The sequence below is a fragment of the Parashewanella curva genome, from assembly GCF_003675895.1.
GTDB classification, from domain to species: Bacteria; Pseudomonadota; Gammaproteobacteria; order Enterobacterales; family Shewanellaceae; genus Parashewanella; species Parashewanella curva.
In genome coordinates this window covers 24,004-44,280 of sequence record NZ_ML014787.1, presented here as the reverse complement: position 1 = coordinate 44,280, position 20,277 = coordinate 24,004, and the positions used below count along the sequence as shown (strand labels likewise).

The 20,277-nt window shown below is 42.0% G+C and carries 13 protein-coding genes; 4 read left to right on the top strand and 9 right to left on the bottom strand.

The genetic code is table 11. The features are described from left to right. Window positions 1-235 precede the first annotated feature (235 nt). Window positions 236-1,483: a B12-binding domain-containing radical SAM protein gene (locus D5018_RS12915; protein WP_121839413.1), complete on the bottom strand. Its 1,248-nt coding sequence runs from the start codon at window positions 1,481-1,483 to the stop codon at window positions 236-238. Between the two features lie 4 nt (window positions 1,484-1,487). Then, window positions 1,488-2,036 carry a TetR/AcrR family transcriptional regulator gene (locus tag D5018_RS12910; protein ID WP_121839412.1) on the bottom strand — a complete coding sequence of 183 codons (549 nt, stop codon included), beginning with the start codon at window positions 2,034-2,036 and terminating at the stop codon, window positions 1,488-1,490. A 404-nt stretch (window positions 2,037-2,440) separates the two neighbouring features. On the opposite strand from D5018_RS12910, the gene D5018_RS12905 reads away from it, so the two are divergent. Then, window positions 2,441-4,651, top strand: coding sequence for a carotenoid oxygenase family protein (locus D5018_RS12905; RefSeq protein ID WP_121839411.1), 2,211 nt, complete (start codon window positions 2,441-2,443; stop codon window positions 4,649-4,651). Window positions 4,652-4,659: 8 nt separating this feature from the next. Here D5018_RS12905 and D5018_RS12900 read toward each other — a convergent pair whose 3' ends face one another. The 4 genes from D5018_RS12900 to D5018_RS12885 form a co-directional block, all read right to left on the bottom strand. Continuing rightward, window positions 4,660-6,693: an ankyrin repeat domain-containing protein gene (locus D5018_RS12900; protein WP_121839410.1), complete on the bottom strand. Its 2,034-nt coding sequence runs from the start codon at window positions 6,691-6,693 to the stop codon at window positions 4,660-4,662. A gap of 129 nt (window positions 6,694-6,822) precedes the next feature. Continuing rightward, entirely contained in the window at window positions 6,823-7,800 is a 978-nt protein-coding gene (locus tag D5018_RS12895; protein ID WP_121839409.1) for a hypothetical protein, read from the bottom strand. Window positions 7,801-8,003: 203 nt separating this feature from the next. Further along, the gene (locus D5018_RS12890) at window positions 8,004-9,863 is read right to left on the bottom strand and encodes an ankyrin repeat domain-containing protein (RefSeq protein WP_121839408.1); all 1,860 of its coding nucleotides are present in this window, start codon (window positions 9,861-9,863) and stop codon (window positions 8,004-8,006) included. An 89-nt stretch (window positions 9,864-9,952) separates the two neighbouring features. After that, window positions 9,953-11,422 (bottom strand): leucine-rich repeat domain-containing protein, encoded by a 1,470-nt coding sequence (locus D5018_RS12885; protein WP_121839407.1) that lies wholly within the window; start codon window positions 11,420-11,422, stop codon window positions 9,953-9,955. A 239-nt stretch (window positions 11,423-11,661) separates the two neighbouring features. On the opposite strand from D5018_RS12885, the gene D5018_RS12880 reads away from it, so the two are divergent. Next, the gene (locus tag D5018_RS12880) at window positions 11,662-12,327 is read left to right on the top strand and encodes a response regulator transcription factor (RefSeq protein WP_121839406.1); all 666 of its coding nucleotides are present in this window, start codon (window positions 11,662-11,664) and stop codon (window positions 12,325-12,327) included. A gap of 1 nt (window position 12,328) precedes the next feature. On the opposite strand, the gene D5018_RS12875 is transcribed toward D5018_RS12880, so the two are convergent. Together D5018_RS12875 and D5018_RS12870 are read right to left on the bottom strand one after the other, a co-directional pair. After that, window positions 12,329-15,757 carry a hybrid sensor histidine kinase/response regulator gene (locus tag D5018_RS12875; RefSeq protein WP_121839405.1) on the bottom strand — a complete coding sequence of 1,143 codons (3,429 nt, stop codon included), beginning with the start codon at window positions 15,755-15,757 and terminating at the stop codon, window positions 12,329-12,331. Window positions 15,758-15,799: 42 nt separating this feature from the next. Further along, on the bottom strand, window positions 15,800-16,240 hold the full coding sequence (locus tag D5018_RS12870; protein WP_121839404.1) for a hypothetical protein: 441 nt from the start codon (window positions 16,238-16,240) through the stop codon (window positions 15,800-15,802). A gap of 228 nt (window positions 16,241-16,468) precedes the next feature. On the opposite strand from D5018_RS12870, the gene D5018_RS12865 reads away from it, so the two are divergent. Further along, window positions 16,469-17,647 (top strand): hypothetical protein, encoded by a 1,179-nt coding sequence (locus tag D5018_RS12865; RefSeq protein WP_121839403.1) that lies wholly within the window; start codon window positions 16,469-16,471, stop codon window positions 17,645-17,647. 159 nt (window positions 17,648-17,806) lie between these two features. Then, a complete protein-coding gene (locus D5018_RS12860) occupies window positions 17,807-18,481 on the top strand; it encodes a hypothetical protein (RefSeq protein WP_121839402.1) in 675 nt (224 codons plus the stop codon). A 57-nt stretch (window positions 18,482-18,538) separates the two neighbouring features. Here the strand turns inward: D5018_RS12860 and D5018_RS12855 are convergent, their stop codons facing one another. Next, the gene (locus tag D5018_RS12855; RefSeq protein ID WP_121839401.1) at window positions 18,539-20,275 is read right to left on the bottom strand and encodes a sodium:solute symporter family protein; all 1,737 of its coding nucleotides are present in this window, start codon (window positions 20,273-20,275) and stop codon (window positions 18,539-18,541) included. Window positions 20,276-20,277 lie beyond the last annotated feature (2 nt).

Here is a 20,277-nt window from a genome sequence, read left to right as displayed (position 1 = left end):
GCTTGGAAGTTAGCAGCATCTGACAAAGGTTGGTGGAAACTCTCGAAAACGCCACAACTGAATCAAGCTTTACCAAATCAGAGGTTTAAAGAGATGGGACTGTACTCGTTGTTAGAAGGGTACAAGAAGTTAGCAGTATAATTGGAACCGCCGTATGCGACATCGCTTGTACGGTGGTGTGAGAGGACGGGAGCCGTGAGGCTCCCTCCTACTCGATTTGAGTGTAAATTGGACATTAAGTGGTCATTGAAGACACATACAATCCTTGCATAGATGTCACACGGGCAAAGCGTTTGAGCCTGCGTCCAGTGCTGTAAAGGGTGTCTCTGACTTTTATCACGCCATTCTCAAGTTCTTGTGGGGTCATGTGTTTGGGCTGAAATACCACATGTGAGCAATCGTAATCCGCCCAGTCATTACTGAGTAGACGTTCTTCTCTTAGCAGTTGATTGTAAAACTTGGTGCCGGGAAATGGAGTAATAAAGTTGGGATGGATCACATCCAGTTTTACGTCATCCACAAAGGCAATGGTTTCATCGAAGATGTCTTTTTCGTGCTCATCAAACCCAAACAACATACAGCTATCCACGACGATGTCATTATCATGCAATCGACGGATCAACTCTTTGGCTCTGGCGGGTTTGATAAAACCTTTTCCTGCCATTTTTAGCGCTGGATGCGAGCAGGTTTCTAAGCCCACCAGCAGATATGTGAGACCCGATTGCGCTGCCGCTTCAACTAAGGCTTCATTTTCAGCAAAATCCAAAGTGGCTTCCCCGACCCATTGCACCTTGAGCTTTTTGAGCTCAGTAAACAGTTCAAAAGCATAATCAGGATCAGAGCATAAGTTGTCGGCATGCAGCTCTAAGTACTTTTTACCTGAGGCTCTGATTTCATCAATTACATGCGATACCGGCCGAAAGACTTCACGCTTGAAGAAAGGACGCACAGTGCAATAACTACAACTGTTTTTACAACCACGACCAACCAGTACACCCCACGTGCCGTAACGCTCTTTAAGATCGGCGGTGTTTGGCCATGGGTTAAGATTACCCATATCCACTTGCTCATTACTTTTGTATGACGGCTTTAACAGACCTTTATCTGCATCTGCCAGTAGCGTTTGCCATACTGGCTCAGCTTCGCCAATGATCACCGAATCGGCGTAGTACGCGGCCTCGCTGGGTAAAAAGGTGACATGAAGCCCTGACAACACCACCATTAAACTACTCTCTTTTAGCTTTTGCGCTAATTGATAAGCATGAGTGATATCGGGTGTTGATGCGGTCAAAATGGCCAATTGTGCCCACTCAATCTGCTTTTTGCTGAGTTTATCACCATTGGTTTCATCTATGATTTCAAATGAATGCGCATTGGGCATTGCCGCCGCTAAAGAGAAAATGCCTTGTGGTGGTGAAGACATATATTTTTTGTAATCTTTGAAATCAGATTCGGCTGACGCTTTAATGATCAAAATATTCATAATGCTACCTCTTTAGCCCATTAAGTACGTTGTATGAAGCCACTTTAGGGGCTTCTCTGGCGGCGAGTGTTCCATCTTGTATTGCATACCACGCGGTGTATACGGTTGAATCAATCAAATAGTAAATCCAGCGGCTGCTCATTGTGATATCGATAGCGCCTTGTTGTTTGCAAGACTCAATCAGTTCTAAAATCTCGCTTTCTAATGATAAGTATTCCGTCATGATGTCTTGGTGTTCAAATGTCTTCCATTCATACAGAATGAAATGAACACAATCACCGTGAGGCACCAGTAGCTCAATTAGCTTAGATAATTGTTCTATGGGGATCTCAGAGCTGATCACCGCTGCATTGAGCGCTGTTTTAAACTGACGAATAGCTTCCATGCTCAATACCGATACTAGCGCTTCTTTACTGGAAAAGTGGCGGTGTAACGATGCCCGTCCCACTCCGGCCTGTTTGGCAATTTCGCTAAGGCTCGCGCCAGGGTTAATGGCTAATAACGAAGTGCCTGTTTCAATCAGCTTGTCTCTGACAGATTGCTTAGGATTCACTTACCTATCCCATTGGTGATTCATAAATGTATTGTATGAGACAAAACTGTCTCGATGTTTGATATGGATCGAGTTTTGATAAAAAAGATCAAAATTTGAGATCGTGAGTGCAATATAAGGTATTTCGATTTGCTCCTTCATTTATCTATGGGGAGGTATATGCTAACTACTTAATTTAATAGTAATTAGGTCGTGCTATGAGATGGACTCGAAGACAATTCTTAACAACAGGCGGTGTATTACTGAGTGCTGGATTGGTAATAAGGCCCGTAGTTGCCAAAAATCTACTCAAAGAAAACGTTAATCAGCCCTCCTCTTCTTTAACCAAACCATTGCTATTGTTTCCCCAATTTACCTTGCTTGAACTTGTTCCTCACACTACTCATTAACTTGCAGGTCTAACGATGGAATCCAGTTTCCCTAAAGCGATCATGTCTTGTAGTCGCCGAGAATTTTATGGTCAAGATGATGCTCACCAACCCTTAGAATTATCGATTGTTGATGCTATAGGTGCGCCAGCGTTACTTCCCGATGATTTAATCGGTTCGGTATTTATTGTATCTGCAGTAGGTTCTGTTTCATCAGCCACTACAAAAGAAAATAATAAGGTGGTTCTGCCTTGTGAGGATGGTGGAACGGCGTTATTTAATGGCGATGGCATGATTTATCGGTTGAGTTTCAATTCAGGTAAGGCGGAGTTAACCACGCGAATTGCGGCGACACCGAGCTATTATGCGGATCAAATCAGTTTTCAATATAAAGACAGCTATTCTAAGTTAATTCCTTGGGCAAACTTAGGCTTGGGTCGTGTTTCACCTATTTTGGGTATGTTAAAGCAAGCATCAACGGCGTTTGTTCCTCTTAGATTTCCTGACTCCGACACAGAAAGACTATTGATAACCAACGATGTAATGCGTCCGTTTGAGGTTGACCCAATATCGCTCAAGTTGATTTCACCTGTGGGGAAAAATAGTGATTGGACGCCACTGTTAGATAAATACCCGCTTAATTTGATGCCTTTTAGCATGTTGATGTCGACAGCTCACCCTGCATTTGATCCGACAACGGGTGAGTTGTTTGTGACGAATACCCAAGTATCTTTCGATAACTTTATGAAAGATAAAATCAAAAACGATTTTAAGGAAAGAGCGTCAAAGGTGATTGCTCATAAGCACTATCCAGTCATGGAGTTGTTTATGGCGGCCTTTGAGAAATTATTGGGGCTTTTAGATGCGTTTCATTTGGATGGATATAACGGGGTTAAGCTGCACCGTTGGAATGGTAACAGTATTGGTGTTGATAGCTTTGATGTGGTGGATGAAAATGGTCGACCAATTGTGATCCAGCAAAGCACTCATATGATGGGGATAACTGAACATCATATATTATTTGCCGATACCGCATTTAAAATATCCTTACTTGATGCTTTGCCCAGTCAATTTTTTACTGAGGATTATTCACCGTTTTCAGACGATTTTAAGACTCAACATGAACCTAAATTTGTCGCAGAATGCATCGCTAAATTTAAACAAGTGGTGAGAGTGGTATTTACCTATCCGCAGTCATCTGACACTCATTTGTATGTTATTAACCGTGATCAGTTTCAAAAGATAAATAGCTCATCAGTTGTGGCTAAAAAAATCACTGTTGCAGGTGAAATGGTTCACTTTGTAGTGGACTATCAACAGTCAAGCGACAATAAATTAGTGCTCCATGCTGGGATGTCTTACGCTTCCGATCCAGCTGAGTTTATCCATTCGGTCGATCGGTCAATGTTTTCTGGTGACAGTATGAAGGCCGAGTCGGGCATGCTGATTGCTGGAATGGATATCAATAGTCCGGCGGTAATTGTGGTTGATGTTGATGCCCAAACCGCAGACAAAGTTGATTTATCACTGGACGACTCTAAACAATACACACCAGTGTTGGGTTTATATGCGTATCGTGACACTTACCCAGTCAAACAGTTTCAGCATATTTATTGGTTTGGTGCGCCATTATGGAATAACACTTTACCCCAGATTATGGATGAACTGTACGGCAACTATCCTAACCGTCGTCAATCTAAAGAAGCAATGTTGGAACTGATTGCCAATGAGTCACCAGCGATGGTGAATAAAATCAGTATTGATAAATGTGCGTTGCATACGTGGTTAGAAACGGGGGAAAGGCCTGAGTCTGTGTTGACGGTAGCTGACAGTTATTCGTGTCCTGATGGTTACTTAGTCACCTCGCCGACTTATGTCCCCAAAGTCGATGCGAGCAAAAATGAAATTGCTGGTGGCTATTTGGTGTGCTGCGCTATTTTCTCTGATCATTATCGCTCTGATGACACCGATGATGACTGGTCAAGCAATACTGAATTTTGGTTTTTTGATGCCGACAATTTAAGTGCTGGCCCTCAATACAAAATGAGTCACCCACAACTGAATATGGGCTTTCCTCTGCATACAACATGGCTGAAGCAACTTGAAACTCAGCAGAGAAATTATGATGTTGCAGCCGACCATAAAGATAAAGTCGATGCTTTATTGAAGGTGTTACCCTCCGAAGAATTAAAAGGGCAGGTTAGCACACTGTTTCAACAAGTCTATCAGGCGTTTAATCAAGATTGATTATATCGCTATACATCCGTTGATACGGCTTTGGTATGTAAACTGTTGATAAAGGCTTCAATGGTTTCACTATCTTTTTCAAATTGTTCATCGAGTTCCTGTAATAACTTGTCTATTTCGACTTGTTTTTTCCTGTTGGCCAGTTGTGCGGGTCTAAGTTTTGTTTCGGGATCAGGTATATCAATACCAATTTCGACATAGCGATTGCTGAGCATGGCTTTGACGGTTTCAGGTTGTTCGGCCTTAATGGCGGCTATTAACGGGGTTTCTCCAGTAGTGGGGTGTTGATAAGCGAAACTCAATTGCAAATCTGGTTCTTGAGATTGTAAGTTAACTAAATGTTCAATGACTTCAGTTTGTCCTAAAATGCTGGCTTCATGTACTGGCGTAAATTCCTTATGATTCAGGTAATTCTCACCAATAAGTAACCTTGGGTTTGATTTTTTTGCTGCAAGCAGTTGCTTAACTTGAGCCAAATTCCCTTGTCTAGTGGCGATGTGAAAAACGGAATCCCCAGAATCATCAAGTTGATAATGTAATCCAATGACAATGTGTGGATGCAGGGCTTTAAATTTGAGGAACCTATCCACCATTGGAGTTTGATTATTTATGATCACATGAAAAAAAGGCGGATTTTTTGAGTGTGGGTGCAGCCAACCAATACCCGTATCAATGTCTTCATGTTGAGGAATAAATTCTAAAAACTCATTCAGTACTTCAACGTGCCCTCTTTCGCAAACTTCAAAAAAAGGCGTGTTGCCTGTGGACGGGTGGACATCGGCAAGTCCTATATCGGCATTAGGAACCGCGGCTTTTAATGTTAAAAACAAGCGAACGATTTGAGGATTACCGATCTTACAAGCCTCAAACAGTGGCGTCGTCCCCTTTTGCTTGTGGAGATCATCAGCTCCTATGTCTATCTCAGGGTATTTAATTTTGAAATTGATCAAGAGCGCTACCACCTCGACTTTTTGTTGTATAACCGCTTCAAATAACGGTGAATTATGAGTGTCGAGATGCGGTTTATATATTTGAAACAAGCTATTGGGTGCTTGGAGCTTAAAGTGTAAAAATAAGGCGGCAGTTGTGAGATCACCTTGCTTACAAGCCAGTTGAAAGGCGGTGTTACGTTGAGTCTTGTGTGGTTGTGAGGTGCCAATCTGAATATGTGGATTGGTTCGTTTAAACTCTAACAGTAAGCGCACGATATCACTATATCTCTTCTGTGTGGCTATATAGAGCGGAAAATTGCTAGCTGAATACTGATAATAGACACCTAAATTCCACAAATATTTCTCGCTCTCATTTTTACACCGAGTATTTTGAAAGTTAGTTAACTCAGGGTGCTGAGTGATGAAGTTTAATAATAATTTAACCGTGACTTTTTTATTTTCAATAACGGCTTGGCGTAATATTGAGTTGCCTACAAGGGTAAGATGCTCAAGCCCGATGGAAATTTTGGGGTCTTGAGCATGAAAGTCGAGTAACACAGAAATGATGTCTTTATGTTCATATTTACATGCGATAGAAAATGGCGTGTGCTTTGAATGCTTGTTGACAGCAGCGAGGCCAATATCTTCGTCTGGGTGCTTAAGTTGTAATGTGAGTAATGCTTTCAACAGATCTAATTCGGCATAGGCACAGGCGGCATATAATGGCGTGGCACCCGCAAGATCGCTTTCTAGATTGTTTAACCAAACGTCGAAACCGGGTAACTGATACGGTTGCAGTTTGAGTTTGGTGCTGGGATCACTTTGTTTTTGTTTCAACAGTTGCTCGACTTTATGTGTATCCCATGTTTCGCCGTTGATGATGATAGCGCTTTTCTTTTGGGGAGTCTTGTGTAAGTGAGTTTCACCCTCAATAATGACGGGTTCTTTTGAAGTGGAAGAATGATGAAACTTTGTTGCTGGAGTTGGAGTTCGGTCATCATCAATAGTTGATACTTGATACTCCGATTTATGTTGGAGTTTAGGGCTGGGGGGTGGAGGTTCCTTAGCCACGGGATCCGATGAATAGCTTGTAACTGAAAATGCAAACATTCAACCCACTCATATTCGATATTAGTAAGCCCATTTTAAAGATTCGACCCTTAATGTAGTTTGAACTGTTTGATATTTTAAAAAATCTATCTTGTTACTTGAGATGTCTGGAATTATCTCATCTTAGCTTTAAGCCTTGAGGCGCTGAGAGTTTAATTTGTGAGGGATAGTTTTATTTGGGCGAAGAGGCTCAGGCCTCGGGATGACCTTAAGTTCGATACCGTTATTGGTGAGTTGCTGTAATTCTTCTTCTTTAAAATAGCTAAAAATACGTTCAAAATTAACACATAAAAAGTCACTTCCAATAACAAGTACAGTGGCGATAACTTTTATCGACTTGATGTAACTACTGTCAGGAAAGCGATGAATACTTAGCTCGAATGGATTTTCTTTATAGCTGAGCCTGAAAATGTTGGTGATTAAGAATTGGTTATCAGCCAATCGTTCAAGTATATAGTTGCAATCGGATTCATAATGAAAAGTGACAGTATATTCTTGGAAGACTTGCTCAAAAAGTATTATAGGAAAAAACTGGTAGCAAAAACGGTAGATTAATTGTTTATCTGCCGCTGAAGAAAAAAAGGTCTCGGCATAAGCCAGTTTTATCGTTTTATCTATTTGATCACCAACCGAATATGTTGTTTCATCTGATGGAGTGATAAAAGAGTATTCTCCCCTATCTATATCTAGGCTAAAACTCCGCATTGTGCATGTATCTCTTGAAGAGGCAATCGCATCCGCAAGGAATGCTTCAAACATATTGAGTTCTGGAAATGAATCATCCCTAAGTGTGATTTCAATAGATTCCTTTCCTCTGAATACGGCCGTTAGGTGACGGTATGGGGTAATCCTTAAAACAAGATCTTCAGCACGAAAAGCATGTGAACGAAGCCGTTGCCACGCACGCAGCTTCATGACAGGAAGTGCTTGGTCAAACAGTTGTGAAAGAAAAGGGGTTATGATGATTTCTTTATTTTCTGCTTCAAACCACTGACAGAGTTTGTCCAAAATACTAGAAGATTCACGGTGTTCGCACATTACAACATCATCTAAAGTGTATGATATTTGCTTTAGATGCCAAAGTGGCAGAGAGCTCGGTATCGACATAACTAAGCCTGAAGAGCGCAGTTTTATGGGCGACCATTGTTTCAAAAATAACAAAGTTATAACAGTTAAATGTTATTCATCGTCGATCCGTTGTTGGTGTGCATAGCAGAGTGGTTGAACAATTTCTCTGGGCACTTTTTAGCCATTAATCAGGCATGCTTGACTGTATGAACATGAGAGCTCACATCAATCATAATGCAGACTCAGCTGCGCTTAAAAGCATCAAGCGTTGCTAAGTAAGTTGCGCAATCGGGTGCTTTACATCGTTTCGCTATAGCATGTAGAGACTCTCCGTCTTTAGGTGTAATTAGGACATCAGCACCGTTACTGATCAAGAGCTTTAGCATTTCAAGTCGATTATTCGCTACACAATAGTGAAGCGGGGTATGACCATGTTTGTTCGCAACGTTAACCAGTGATTTTATTGATGGATCGGCTAATAAACATTTCATAATATCGGTATTGCTTCTTTGCTGCGCAAGGTGAATCACTGTAGCGCTATCTTTAACCGTTTTGATGTCTTTTTTCAGCCGACTTTGCTGGAGGAGATAGTTTAGGGTCTCTACGGAGCCTTTTTGAACGGCTAGTTGAAGTGCGGACTCCCCACTTTTTGTTAACGCATTAATGTGACCACCAATTCCCTTGGGCAGTAGGTATTGTACAAAATAAGCTTTAGTCCTGTAGGCGGCTAGGTGAATTAAGGCTTCTTGATCGTTGGTTAAAGCATCATATTCCGTACCCGAGATCGACAGGACTTTGACGAACATTTCAGGACTGCCGTATCGAGTAGCATAATGCAGTGGTAACCATCCTTTTCCATCCTTCTCCAAAGCATGACCTACGTTATGGTGTTTCATTACGACATCGAAAAGCAGAGGGTCATTTCGGCGAGCAACGAAGTGCCAAGCGGATTTTTGGTCTTTGGTTTTTGCATTTTTAGACGTTAATTGTGATTGGCACAATAAGGTAAGGTTAGCTAAGGTACCTTGTTGTGCTGCCAGTAGCAGTGGTGTTGAATTATTATTATCCTTCCAATCAATACCAGCAATATTTTTGTTTATCAGAAGCTGTATAAATCTAGGGGCACCTCTGGTTACCACTAGATGCCAAAGACAATGAATGTTTTGAGTGACACTCAATAATGGTGCGTTGGTGGCTGACAATAAACGTTTAAAGACTTCAAAGTCTCCGTTTTCGGCTGCTAGATGCAGCGGTGTATAGCCATCAACTGTAATGGATTGGCCTCCTCGTATTTTTCTTTCAATCAGTACGTTTAAAAAATGAATGTCTCTGTTTTCAGCAACAATATGCCAAATGCAGCGTTTGCTTTGGGTGACTGCAAGCTTGTTTGTCTGGGCATCCATAAAAATTTTGAACATCTCTAACGAGTTGTGCATGGCGGCTAAATGTAGAGGTGTCCACTCGCCAGATGCTCTTTTGGTATTGAGTTGTAAGGGGATGGATTGCTGTACAAATAAGCGCATTATTGCAACCTCGCCTTTTTCGGCAATGTGAAGAAATATCGATTCCCCTTTTGGGTCTGTTATGTTGGGGTTAGCTCCATGTTGAAACAGCAGCTCAATAATGCCTTGGTGATTGTTTTGGTATGCGTAATAAAGTGGGGTGACACCATGTTCATCTTTTTGATTTAGGTTGATGCCTGATTTAATAAGCGTTTCAAGGTCGGCTTTATTTCCCTCTTTGCAGCATACAAATAACTCAGGTGAACGCGTGCTCATTCCAAGCCTAAACTGGGTTATAAAAGTTTCAATATCTTTTTTGGTTATTGGAGTGAGGGTCACGGAATAATCAATGGCTTTAAATTTGGATTCGCGTGATTTTTTCGCTTTTGTATCTATGAATTTAGTGACTTTAAGCCCTAAAGCATTACATTCACGCACTTGTGTGCATTGAAATGATTTAGAGCCATCAGGGTGCTCTAGCATGATAGTGAACTTTTGCCCTATGGGGAGTTGCCCTAAGGCTGAAAAAGCATCAGTTGGAATCGTTCGGTTGAAGTAAGGAATATCGATTGCGTTGGGAGCACTTGCTTTGGATGCCATAATTTCACCTCAATGTCAGAAAACTATCACTTGTAAGCTTGAGCAGTCAGTATGGCTGCACTAAACGCCATACGAACGATTCTTTTGAATTAATGACAGGCATCGAGGCTTTGTTGGCAAGTTCCATTTTCCCCAATTAACTGCACATAGCCATCGGTTGCGGATAAGTGGCAGACGGCACTGCAATCTGATAATCCAGAATTGTCTTGTAAAATCAGGTGATGATCAGCTGAACTTGAGGGCAGCTCAAGATGTTCTAATCCATCTAAGGAAGTTAGAGCGGTGTCAGTTATTTGGATGTCTTTGCCGATCCGCTGTAAATGCGACAGAGCTTTGATTGAGGTTAAGGCGGCATTGTTTTTAAGTAAAATACTGCCCTCTACTTTTACCATACTATCCAAACCATCAAGTGACGTTAATGATGGATTGTTTACGACGGTCAGATCACCGTTATAGCCGTCAGCCGCTTGAATACCTAAATTCCCTTTTAACCCTTTAATAGAAGACAGCTTAGGGTTATTTTCAATGTCGATTTGATTATAAGCGCCAAGGGTTTGACTTAACGCATCAATATTCTCAATGGAAGGGTTATTGGTTAACTCCAGCGTATTCACATCTTGCAGTTGATCTAAGCCAGAAAAGGAGGTTAATTGTTGATTATTGTTTAGGACAATATGTTCAATGCTGTTCACTTTTGATAGCCCTTCAAAGTCGCCCCATTTAGGGTTGTATTCTGCGGTAAGAGTGCCTATATCTGTGAGATTATCTAGCCCTGTAAACCCCTCAAACACTGGGTTGACGTACAAGGATAAGGTACTGATGTGTTGCAGCTGAGCTGCGCCTTTAAAATTAGCAAATACCGCATTGTTTCTAAGAGTGAGACTGTTAATTTTAGTGAGTTTTGTCAGACCTTCAAAGTTGATAAGGGCTTGATTGTCTTCAATATCCATATCGTAAACCGATGCCAATGAGTCCAGCCCCGTTAACGAGGTCAGTTTATTATTATCTTTTATGGTGAGCGAGGCTGAAGTTAGGCTGTTTAGCCCAGATAGTGAAGTGAGTGAAGGGTTAGATTGCAGGGTGAAGGAGGACACCGTATTTAGGCTTTGCAGGCCATCAAGTGAGGGCAGGTTAGGGTTAGAGCTGATGGTAAAGTTACTGACGTTTTGTAAGTTGTTAAACCCTTTGAGGTTTGTTAATTGAGTGTTTTCGATATAGATATAAGTGGCACTGTGAATTTGAGCTAATCCTTGAAGGCTGTTTATGGCGCTTGAGTTTGCCGTGGCTGTAGAAAAGTTATTGCTTTTATCCGTTATGAGCAAAACACCAATAAAGTCTGTGCAATCACCATACTTTGCATGAAAGTTATCAACGTCTTGTTGATTGTATATTCGTTCGATAAAGCGGCCTGAGCCTGGTCCTGTGTGTTCGACAGCAAAGGTACATTGTTTATTGCCCACATTTTTTTCAGGCACATTTATTTTTTTCATTTGTGCGAAAGAGTGAGCTGGGTAAAGCACCGAGAGCATAGCGGATAACGCAATGATGGCAGCACGCATAATCTTTCCAATTTCAACTCGAAGATAATGCCTGATTGTACCTTCTTGAGGGGACTAGGTTAGGAGATAAAAAGCATAACTTATCGAGAACAATCATATGAAGTGTTGCACCGTGAAGTACCACAGGTATATTATGAATAAAATACTATAAATTGAATTGGTTAGTACCTTGCCAATATCGTTTTGTTATGGATAACACAAGGTGCTCATAAGCAAATAAACAAAAGAGAATAACAATAATGTTTTTGCCAGAGAACGTGATCATTGCTGATGATCATCCCTTGTTTCGTCAGGCTTTGCTAGAAACGCTTAAAAGCAGGATGCCACAAACCCAGTTTATTGAAGCGGAAACGGTTAAGCAGCTAGAAGAGGTATTGGTTGAACACTCTCAAGCTGACTTATTACTGCTTGATCTCAATATTCCCGGTGCACATGGATTCAATACCTTGATTCATGTCCGTCAGCACTATCCTCATATTCCCGTCATCGTCGTGTCAGCCTATGAAGATAGAGACACCATAAGCCAAGCCATTGAATACGGTGCATCTGGTTTTATCCCTAAATCGACAGACATTGATAGTATTTTTAATGGGATAAGCCGAGTGTTAATGGGGGAAGTGTGGTTGCCCTCAGGTTTTGATGGTAAAGAAAGTTCGCCAAGTAAATCACAAGTGGCTGAGCAAATTGCCAGCCTGACTCAACAGCAATTTAAAATCTTAACCATGTTTGCCGAAGGCTTATTGAATAAACAAATCGCCTATCAGCTTAATGTGTCTGAAGCGACGGTTAAGGCACATGCAACAGCTATCTTTCGTAAGCTGCACGTGCAAAACCGCACTCAAGCGGTGTTGGTGTTAAACCAATTAGAGATCACCGAGGATTTTAGTCACCAATTAAATGGTTAATTTACTGGTTATGGATGTTGCCATACTTATCTTGCATAGTTTGAGTAAGCATGGCGCTCATCATGGCTCTAAGTACAGCAGGCCTGACCATTTTTCTCATGTAACCGGCTTTGGCTCTTTTAGCTTTTTGTTCTATATCGGCTTCGGTTGTGGCGGTGATCAAAATAGCCGGTATCATTCTTTGACAGTGTTCACGAAGAGCTGCAATGACCTCTAGGCCGTTGTCATTATCATCCAGCTGATAATCCGCGAGGATGATTTCATAGCGATTACCATGACGGTTACAAGCCGCCAGAGCTTCGCTTCTGCTGGCTACGCCGACGACGTCGCATTTCCATGCCGACAGTAACTCCACCATTCCAGCTAAGACTTCAGGGTCGTTATCAATGCATAGTACAGACACACCCTGTAGGCCGGATTGTGGTTTTTGCTGTGGCTGAGATAAGTTAGGGCTTGATACGGTTGGCAGAGATAGAGTGAAGCGACAGCCTTGGCCTGTGGTTGAAGTCAGTTTGATAGGTACATTTAATCGTTGTGCAAATGCACGAGTAATATTAAGCCCCAAACCTAAGCCTTTGCTGTCGCTGTTTTCGAGCTGAGTAAAAGGCTCAAAAATTAGCGCTTGATTTTCAGGTGAAATTCCCGGCCCGTGGTCAACTACAGCGATATCGACGTGATTGTCTTTGTTGTTGACGATAACCGCAATTTTTCCGTCACAGGCATAACGAAAAGCATTGGTCAGTAGGTTTTGCAGAATACGGCGTAATAAATGGCGGTCGGTATTAAGCCAGCCTTCAACTTTATCGACATGAAAATCCAACTGCTTTTCTTCAACTAATGGTGTAAATTCATCTTCAAGTTGGGTGAGAAACTCAAGTAATGAAAATACCTCAGCATTGACTTTGATATTGCCGCCTTCAATGCGTGCCATATCTCCTAAGCTGGATAACATATCATTAGCCACTTTTAGGGATTGTTCGATATTACTAACTTGCTGACGCTGACTGTCGGACAGTTTATTTTGAGCGGACAACGCAGAAGTAAACAGTCGAGCGGCTTCCAAGGGCTGCATTAAGTCATGGCTACAGGCTTTTAAATACAGGCTTTTCTTTTGGTTGGCTTGACGTGCTTTTTGATGAGAGATGGCTAATTGTTCATTGGCCAGTTTTAATTCTTTAGTTCGAGCCTGGACGACGGTTTCTAAATCAAGGTTCTGCTCTTTAAGCACTTTTTCAGCTTGTCGATAAGTGGTGATGTCTCTGAACATCATCACAAAACCACCATTGGGCAGAGGGTTACCCTCAATGGTGATCACTTGCCCTGAGTTCATGGTTCGCTCTGACGCATGAGGGGTGCCTTGTTTTAAATAGGCAAGGCGCTTTTGCACCGCTTGTTCAAGGTTAATTTGGCCATGATAAATTTGTGACAGATTATAACGAATGAGATCTTCAATAGGCGCACCAATGGTGACCACCCCTTTGGGATAGTTAAAAATATCGAGATACTTTCGATTCCAAGCCACCAGATTCAGCTCTTTATCAATAATTGAAATCCCTTCACTGGCATGTTCAATGGCACTGTGCAGGATACTGAGATTTTTCAATTGTTGTTGATTCGAGGCTTCTTCAATTAATGAGGCCAGCTCAGTTAAATTGATATTGCGCCCTTGTAACACCGAGTGAATCAACATTCGAGCCGACGATGCGCCCATAATGGTGGCAAGCGCACTTTCGGCATGTTGGATCAAAATTTGGTTGTATTGTTCGGTGGGCAGCTGTTTGTTATCTACTTGGCGTTTAAAATTCGCCATACATTCTTCAGCGGTATCGGTGCCTAAAAATTTAACCAATAACAGTTTCAGTTCAGAGCTATCAATGGCTAATCGCTTCGGGGTTAGTTCGGACAGTTCACTGGTTTTGTTGTAAAAAAAGGTGGCCTGAACGCGCTCATGTACACTCTGTCGGCTAAATAATGAGATGACAATCATTGCTAGGGTATTCGCGGCTAATGAGAATAAGGTAAAGCCGGTATTACTGGATAAATACTCATTGGCAAGGCTGAGATCATAAATGCCAAGGTTTGGTAAAAAGTTCAAAAATAGCCATAAGCTAAAACCGACAGAAATCCCAGTAAATACACCAGTTAAACTGGCATTTCGCCAATAAAAAGCCGCAATTAACGCTGGAGTCAGTTGAGCTAATGCGCCAAACGCGATTTCTCCAAGAGAAGCGAGCCTATCTGGGTCAATCACCAAAAAAGCAGCGTATCCCATCATAATAATGCACAGTACCAGCAGCTTACGAATGTTGAGCAGTCGGGCTTGAAATGATTGGTAGTTGCTTTGCTGGCGCTGTGACTGAAATAAGATCGGGAACACAATCTCATTGCTGAGCATGGTACTCAATGCCATTGAAGAAATGATCATCATTGAACTGGCAGCGGAAATGGCACCTAAAAATACCAGCAAACTTATCCAGCCGGGTTGTTCCATAATGGAAAGCCTCAATACATAAGAGTCAGCAGCGACTTGGTCGCCAAATAGCATAAGTCCTGCTAATCCAAGTGGAATCGCCATTATGGCAAATAGAGTGAGGTAGAGGATAAAAATCGGGCGACTGTATTTGGTGTCTTTTACATGACTGGCTTCGACCACCATCACTTGAAATTGGCGTGGCAGGGCTAAAAATGCTGCCATTACGACCACTAGCATGCCAAATAAGCTGGTGAGGTTAGGAAAGCTTAATTGCTCGTTGAGGTTAATGTCCGCTTTTTGCCACAGCTGAATTGGCGAATCAAATATAAAAAAGCACACAAATACTGCCAGAACCACAAAGGCCGTTAGTTTGATCACCGATTCAAACGCTATTGCTAACATCATTTGTGGGTGGCTTTCGGTAACATGGATGTGACGAATACCAAATAGAATGGTGAACGCGACAATGATCAAGGATACGATTAAGCCCAGTTGCCATTGCGGCATCGTTGACTCTATTTGCAGTAACTCAAATGAATAAACGATGGATTTTATTTGCAGTACCAGATAAGGCAAAGTACCAATCAGTGCCACCAAAGTCACCAGCTTAGCTAGGCTGTGGGATTTACCAAATCGAACCGCCAGTAAATCAGCGATAGAGGTTAAATTGAGTTGGAGACTGACTCGAATAATGCGTAGTAAGAATGGCCACGCAAAGACAAATAATAAGACAGGTCCAAGGTAAATAGGAATGTGAGAAAAAATATTGGTGGCACTTTGGGCGGTTGTACCGAGAAAACTCCAAGAGGTGCAATAAACCCCAAGGGTTAGCGCATAAATAATGGCTTTTCTGTCACCAAAAAGCTTGTGACGAAACTTGTCACCCAAGTAGGCAACCCAAAACAGTAATGCAATATAGATAATGCTTAAGCTAAGCAGTTGCCATGAATGAAACATATCAATACAACTTATTGGTTATTGTTTTAACAGTGAGCGAATTTATTTGGCCGTCTGTGTATAGAACTCGCTGATGTATTTCCCACCTTTAATTTGTGCAATCAAGCGCAGCTTTTTGCGAGAGCCAACCTTATCAATTTGTGTTTTAAGAGGGGTATTACTACTCCAATAATAGGGCGAATCTTTCATGTAAAGTGGATAGCTGGTGGCATTGTTGTTTTCGTCTACCAGAAATAAGGTACTTCGGTCGAGGGGGTAGGTGGAGTTTATAAAAGTCACACCATTTTCATCATAGACATTGATTTTTAAGTCTCCTGACACCAACACACAGTCTTTGGCTAAGACATCGCACTTTGACTCAGGGGTTAAGGTAAAAATACGGTCTTGTTGCGCTTGGTCTTCGATGTACATATCCGACAGTATGTATCCGCCCACAGCGAGTAGAGGGGCAATAGCAATGGCCAGTTTTGTATGCTTATTCAAGTGACTTCCTTTTACTTTATTGTTTTTATTTTTTTACTTAAATGTAAATAAAATGCTCTTTTTTGTTGTGGTTCTAGTAAATTCGGTTTTAGCTCAAATGTCTAGTCTTAAAAGTACAAATTTAGTCGTGAATTTAAAACACAGTTTATTATGCTCTGGGTTGCAGTATTAAGGTCTAAAGCCTATTTTTTAATGGCTGTAGATGGATTTGTGGTAAAGGAGTACCAAATGAAGCATCCATTGATTTTAATGTCATTTTTGTCGCTATTGACCTTAGTTGCATGTAACGATAGTAATAAGCAAACGGTAACCAAGCCTCCCAAAACATATTCAATTTCTGGCACCGTCTTAGATGATCCCATACGAAACGCTAAAGTCTGTACTGACTGTAATAATAATATGGTTTGTGACAGCAATGAAATTCATACGCTTAGCGATGAACAAGGGCGTTTTGAGCTCAATAATCTTTCTGCAGAAGCTAACAGCTGCCCGCTTTTGGCTGAAGTGACGACTGATTCTATTAACGTATTAAGTAATCAGCCAATAGCAAACCCCTTTAAGTTAACCAGTCCTGCGGGTTGCCATAACATCACGCCAATCACCACAATGCTCAAGCATGAAATGAGTTTTGGCTATACAAAGGAAGAGGCCACAAAATTCTTACAGCATAGGCTTCAAACAGATGCACCTTTATGTGGTAATTACGTTAGAGCGCGGTTTGATGACACGAGTTCAGAACAACAAAAATTAGAAGCCAAACACCTTCATCAAGTTGCCAATAAGTTTAATGAGTTGATGGTCTCGAATATGAGTAAACTTAATGATGTTCTAGAGGAAGAAACTCAATATTCTGAGCGTCATGAATATGTTGTTGCTCATCAAATGAAAGCAATCAATGCCATAACTGAGGAGATCACCCAAAACAATTATCCCGATTTAACTGGGCAAGTTTCAGATGAGGAAGTCCAAGGAAGTTCTGGCTTAGGACGTTTTACCATTCAGCTCATGAAAAAGTCATTTTCATTGGCGGTGAGCGCAGGAACTGTTCCATCGAACAAAGTGACGATTGCTGATGAAATGAAAATATTGGCACTCAGAAAGCAGGCCGTCAATATTGATGCCTATCAGCAACTTGCAAACTCAACATCATCTAAGTTAGGGATGATCACTTATCAAGACAAACTACTCTCAAATGGTGTAGAGCTTGATTATATTGATGGCAGAAACTCCGTTGAAAATAGTACAGCAAGAAATATCGAGTTCAAGCTGAGCCGCTGGCAGGAGCAAGGTTTCACTGAAATAGCAAATGAAGAAGCTAATGCAATAGTATTTACAGAAAATGGTCATAGTGCGGTTGGGAAAAATCTTTTGGTATCTCCGACAGAAGGCTTAGATGCTCTAGTATAGAGTAAAAATGTTTCAGACTATGCTTATTTTATCAATGCTAAACGTTATGATGTTGGCGGAGCCAATATTTCAGCTTTACTCAGTACGCAGCATGACTTACAAGTTTGGCCTCAAATTACCGATGCTTCAGGTTTAGAAACACTTCCTGATAATAGCTCAATGTCTGCTTTAGAGATTACTAAGACGGTGGCTCTCGACTTTTTTGAATTACAATGTCAGACAACGGAAACGGCGATTGAGGACTGTGGTACCGCATCTGTACTCACACCTAATACATCAGCGGGTGAACCTGGAGGGGCTAGCTTTAACTACTCTCTTGCAACTGAAGTTGAAAACGTAAATTCCATAATAGCGAACTATCAGTTTAATATTCCTTTTTCTCCCATTGTGTACTCTGATGAGAACCACTACATCATCGCATGGCTATTCCATCCATGGTTCTACAGGCCAGCTCAACGAGTGAGATACTTTAGGGTCGACAAAGACAAGTTGTCGTTTGTCTTTGATAACCTAAATGGGATTGATACCGAAATCTCTTCATTAGACGGCAACCCAATTCAATATTTAGGTTCTGGCTTATGGAGCCGTTCAACACGTTTTGGACTCGATTTTGTTGACATTACCATCCCTCAATCTGTTCAGCGCTTAAGTTCTCACATCTCTAGTCATATGAGCTTTTTTTACTACCAAGGCAAAATGAGAATGGGGATAGAGAGGAAGAAAGGCCAAGTGTTTGAACAGAAGCAATTGGGTGTGGGTTTTGAAACCCATTTAGAAATTCTAGAGTCAATCAATCACGACAAGCTTAAACAAATTATTGAAAGTAAAAAGTAGACGGGAAAACAAAAAGGCTCTAGCGACAAACTAGAGCCTTTTTCAATTTAACCATTATTAGTGGTTATGAGCCGCTCCCGCTCCTTTTGGAATACGGAAGTTTTCAACCAATTGTTGGATCTCTTTAGGTGCATCGCCAGTCAGTTTACACACGATAAAGGCTACCGCGAAGTTCACTAACGCACCCACTGCACCAAAGGCGTTTGGTGAGATCCCGAAGAACCAGTTTTCACCCATGTCACCCAAGAAGGAAGTGCCAGGAATAAACATGATCCCTTTGTGCTGGAATACATACAGCATGGTAATACCAATACCACTACACATACCCGCCACAGCTGCTTTACCACTCATCTTCTTAGAGAAGATCCCCATCATTAAGGCTGGGAAGATACTGGACGCGGCAAGACCAAAGGCGAGTGCTACTGTCCCGGCCGCAAATCCGGGCGGATGCAGTCCCAAGTATCCAGCCACTAGAATCGAGAGTGTCATCACTATCCGCCCAGCAAGCAGTTCGTTTTTCTCAGACATGTCGGGGGTTAAGACCCCCTTCATCAGATCGTGGGAGACCGATGAGGATATCGCCAAAAGAAGACCTGCTGCGGTAGATAATGCTGCTGCTAGACCACCGGCTGCCACCAGTGCAATTACCCAGTTAGGTAAGTTTGCAATCGCAGGGTTAGCCAGTACCATGATGTCACGGTCAACTTTGACCATTTCATTGGTTTTAGGATCAGCGCTGTATTGTACTTTGCCGTCATTGTTTTTATCTTCAAACTGAAGCAGTCCAGTTTTTTCCCAATCTTTAAACCATTGCGGACGCTCAGAGTAATCCATGTGCTGACCCGCTGTTGGTTCAATGGTGTTGATCAGGTTGTATCGAGCCATCGCACCAACTGCCGGAGCAACAGTGTAAAGCAGAGCAATAAACACTAACGCATAACCCGCAGACGAGCGTGCCGCTTTCACTGAAGGCACAGTAAAGAAACGCATAATAACGTGTGGCAGACCTGCTGTACCTATCATCAATGACATGGTGTAAGCAAACATGTTTAAAGTACCGCCAAGGTTATCCGTGGTGTATTCTTTAAAGCCTAAGTCGGTGACAACACTGTCTAACTTATCAAGTAAGTACACGCCACTGCCGTCGGCTAAAGTACTACCCAAACCAAGCTGTGGAATTGGGTTACCTGTCAGTTGCAGTGAGATAAATACCGCTGGGATAGTGTAAGCAAAAATCAGTACACAGTATTGCGCGATTTGGGTGTAGGTAATGCCTTTCATGCCACCTAATACCGCATAAACCCAAACCACCATCATGCCAATGCCTAAGCCTAAGCCATAATCCACTTCAAGGAAGCGTGAGAAGGCGACGCCTACACCTTTCATTTGACCTATGATGTAAGTGAGTGATGCTATGATTAAGCAGATAACCGCCACGATACGAGCTGTTTTCGAGTAGTAACGATCACTGATGAACTCTGGTACGGTGAACTTGCCATGCTTACGCATGTATGGTGCAAGCAAGGTTGCCAGCAGAACGTATCCGCCTGTCCAGCCCATTAAGAATACCGAGCCACCATAGCCCAGAAATGCAATCAGACCCGCCATCGAAATGAATGACGCTGCACTCATCCAATCGGCACCAATCGCCATTCCGTTTTGAATTGGGGTAACACCGCCACCTGCGACATAAAAGTCGCTGGTCGATCCGGCTCTCGCCCACCAAGCAATCGCAAAGTATAGGGCGAATGAGCCAAATACCGCGATGTAGGTATACAGTTTTAACTCATCCATGA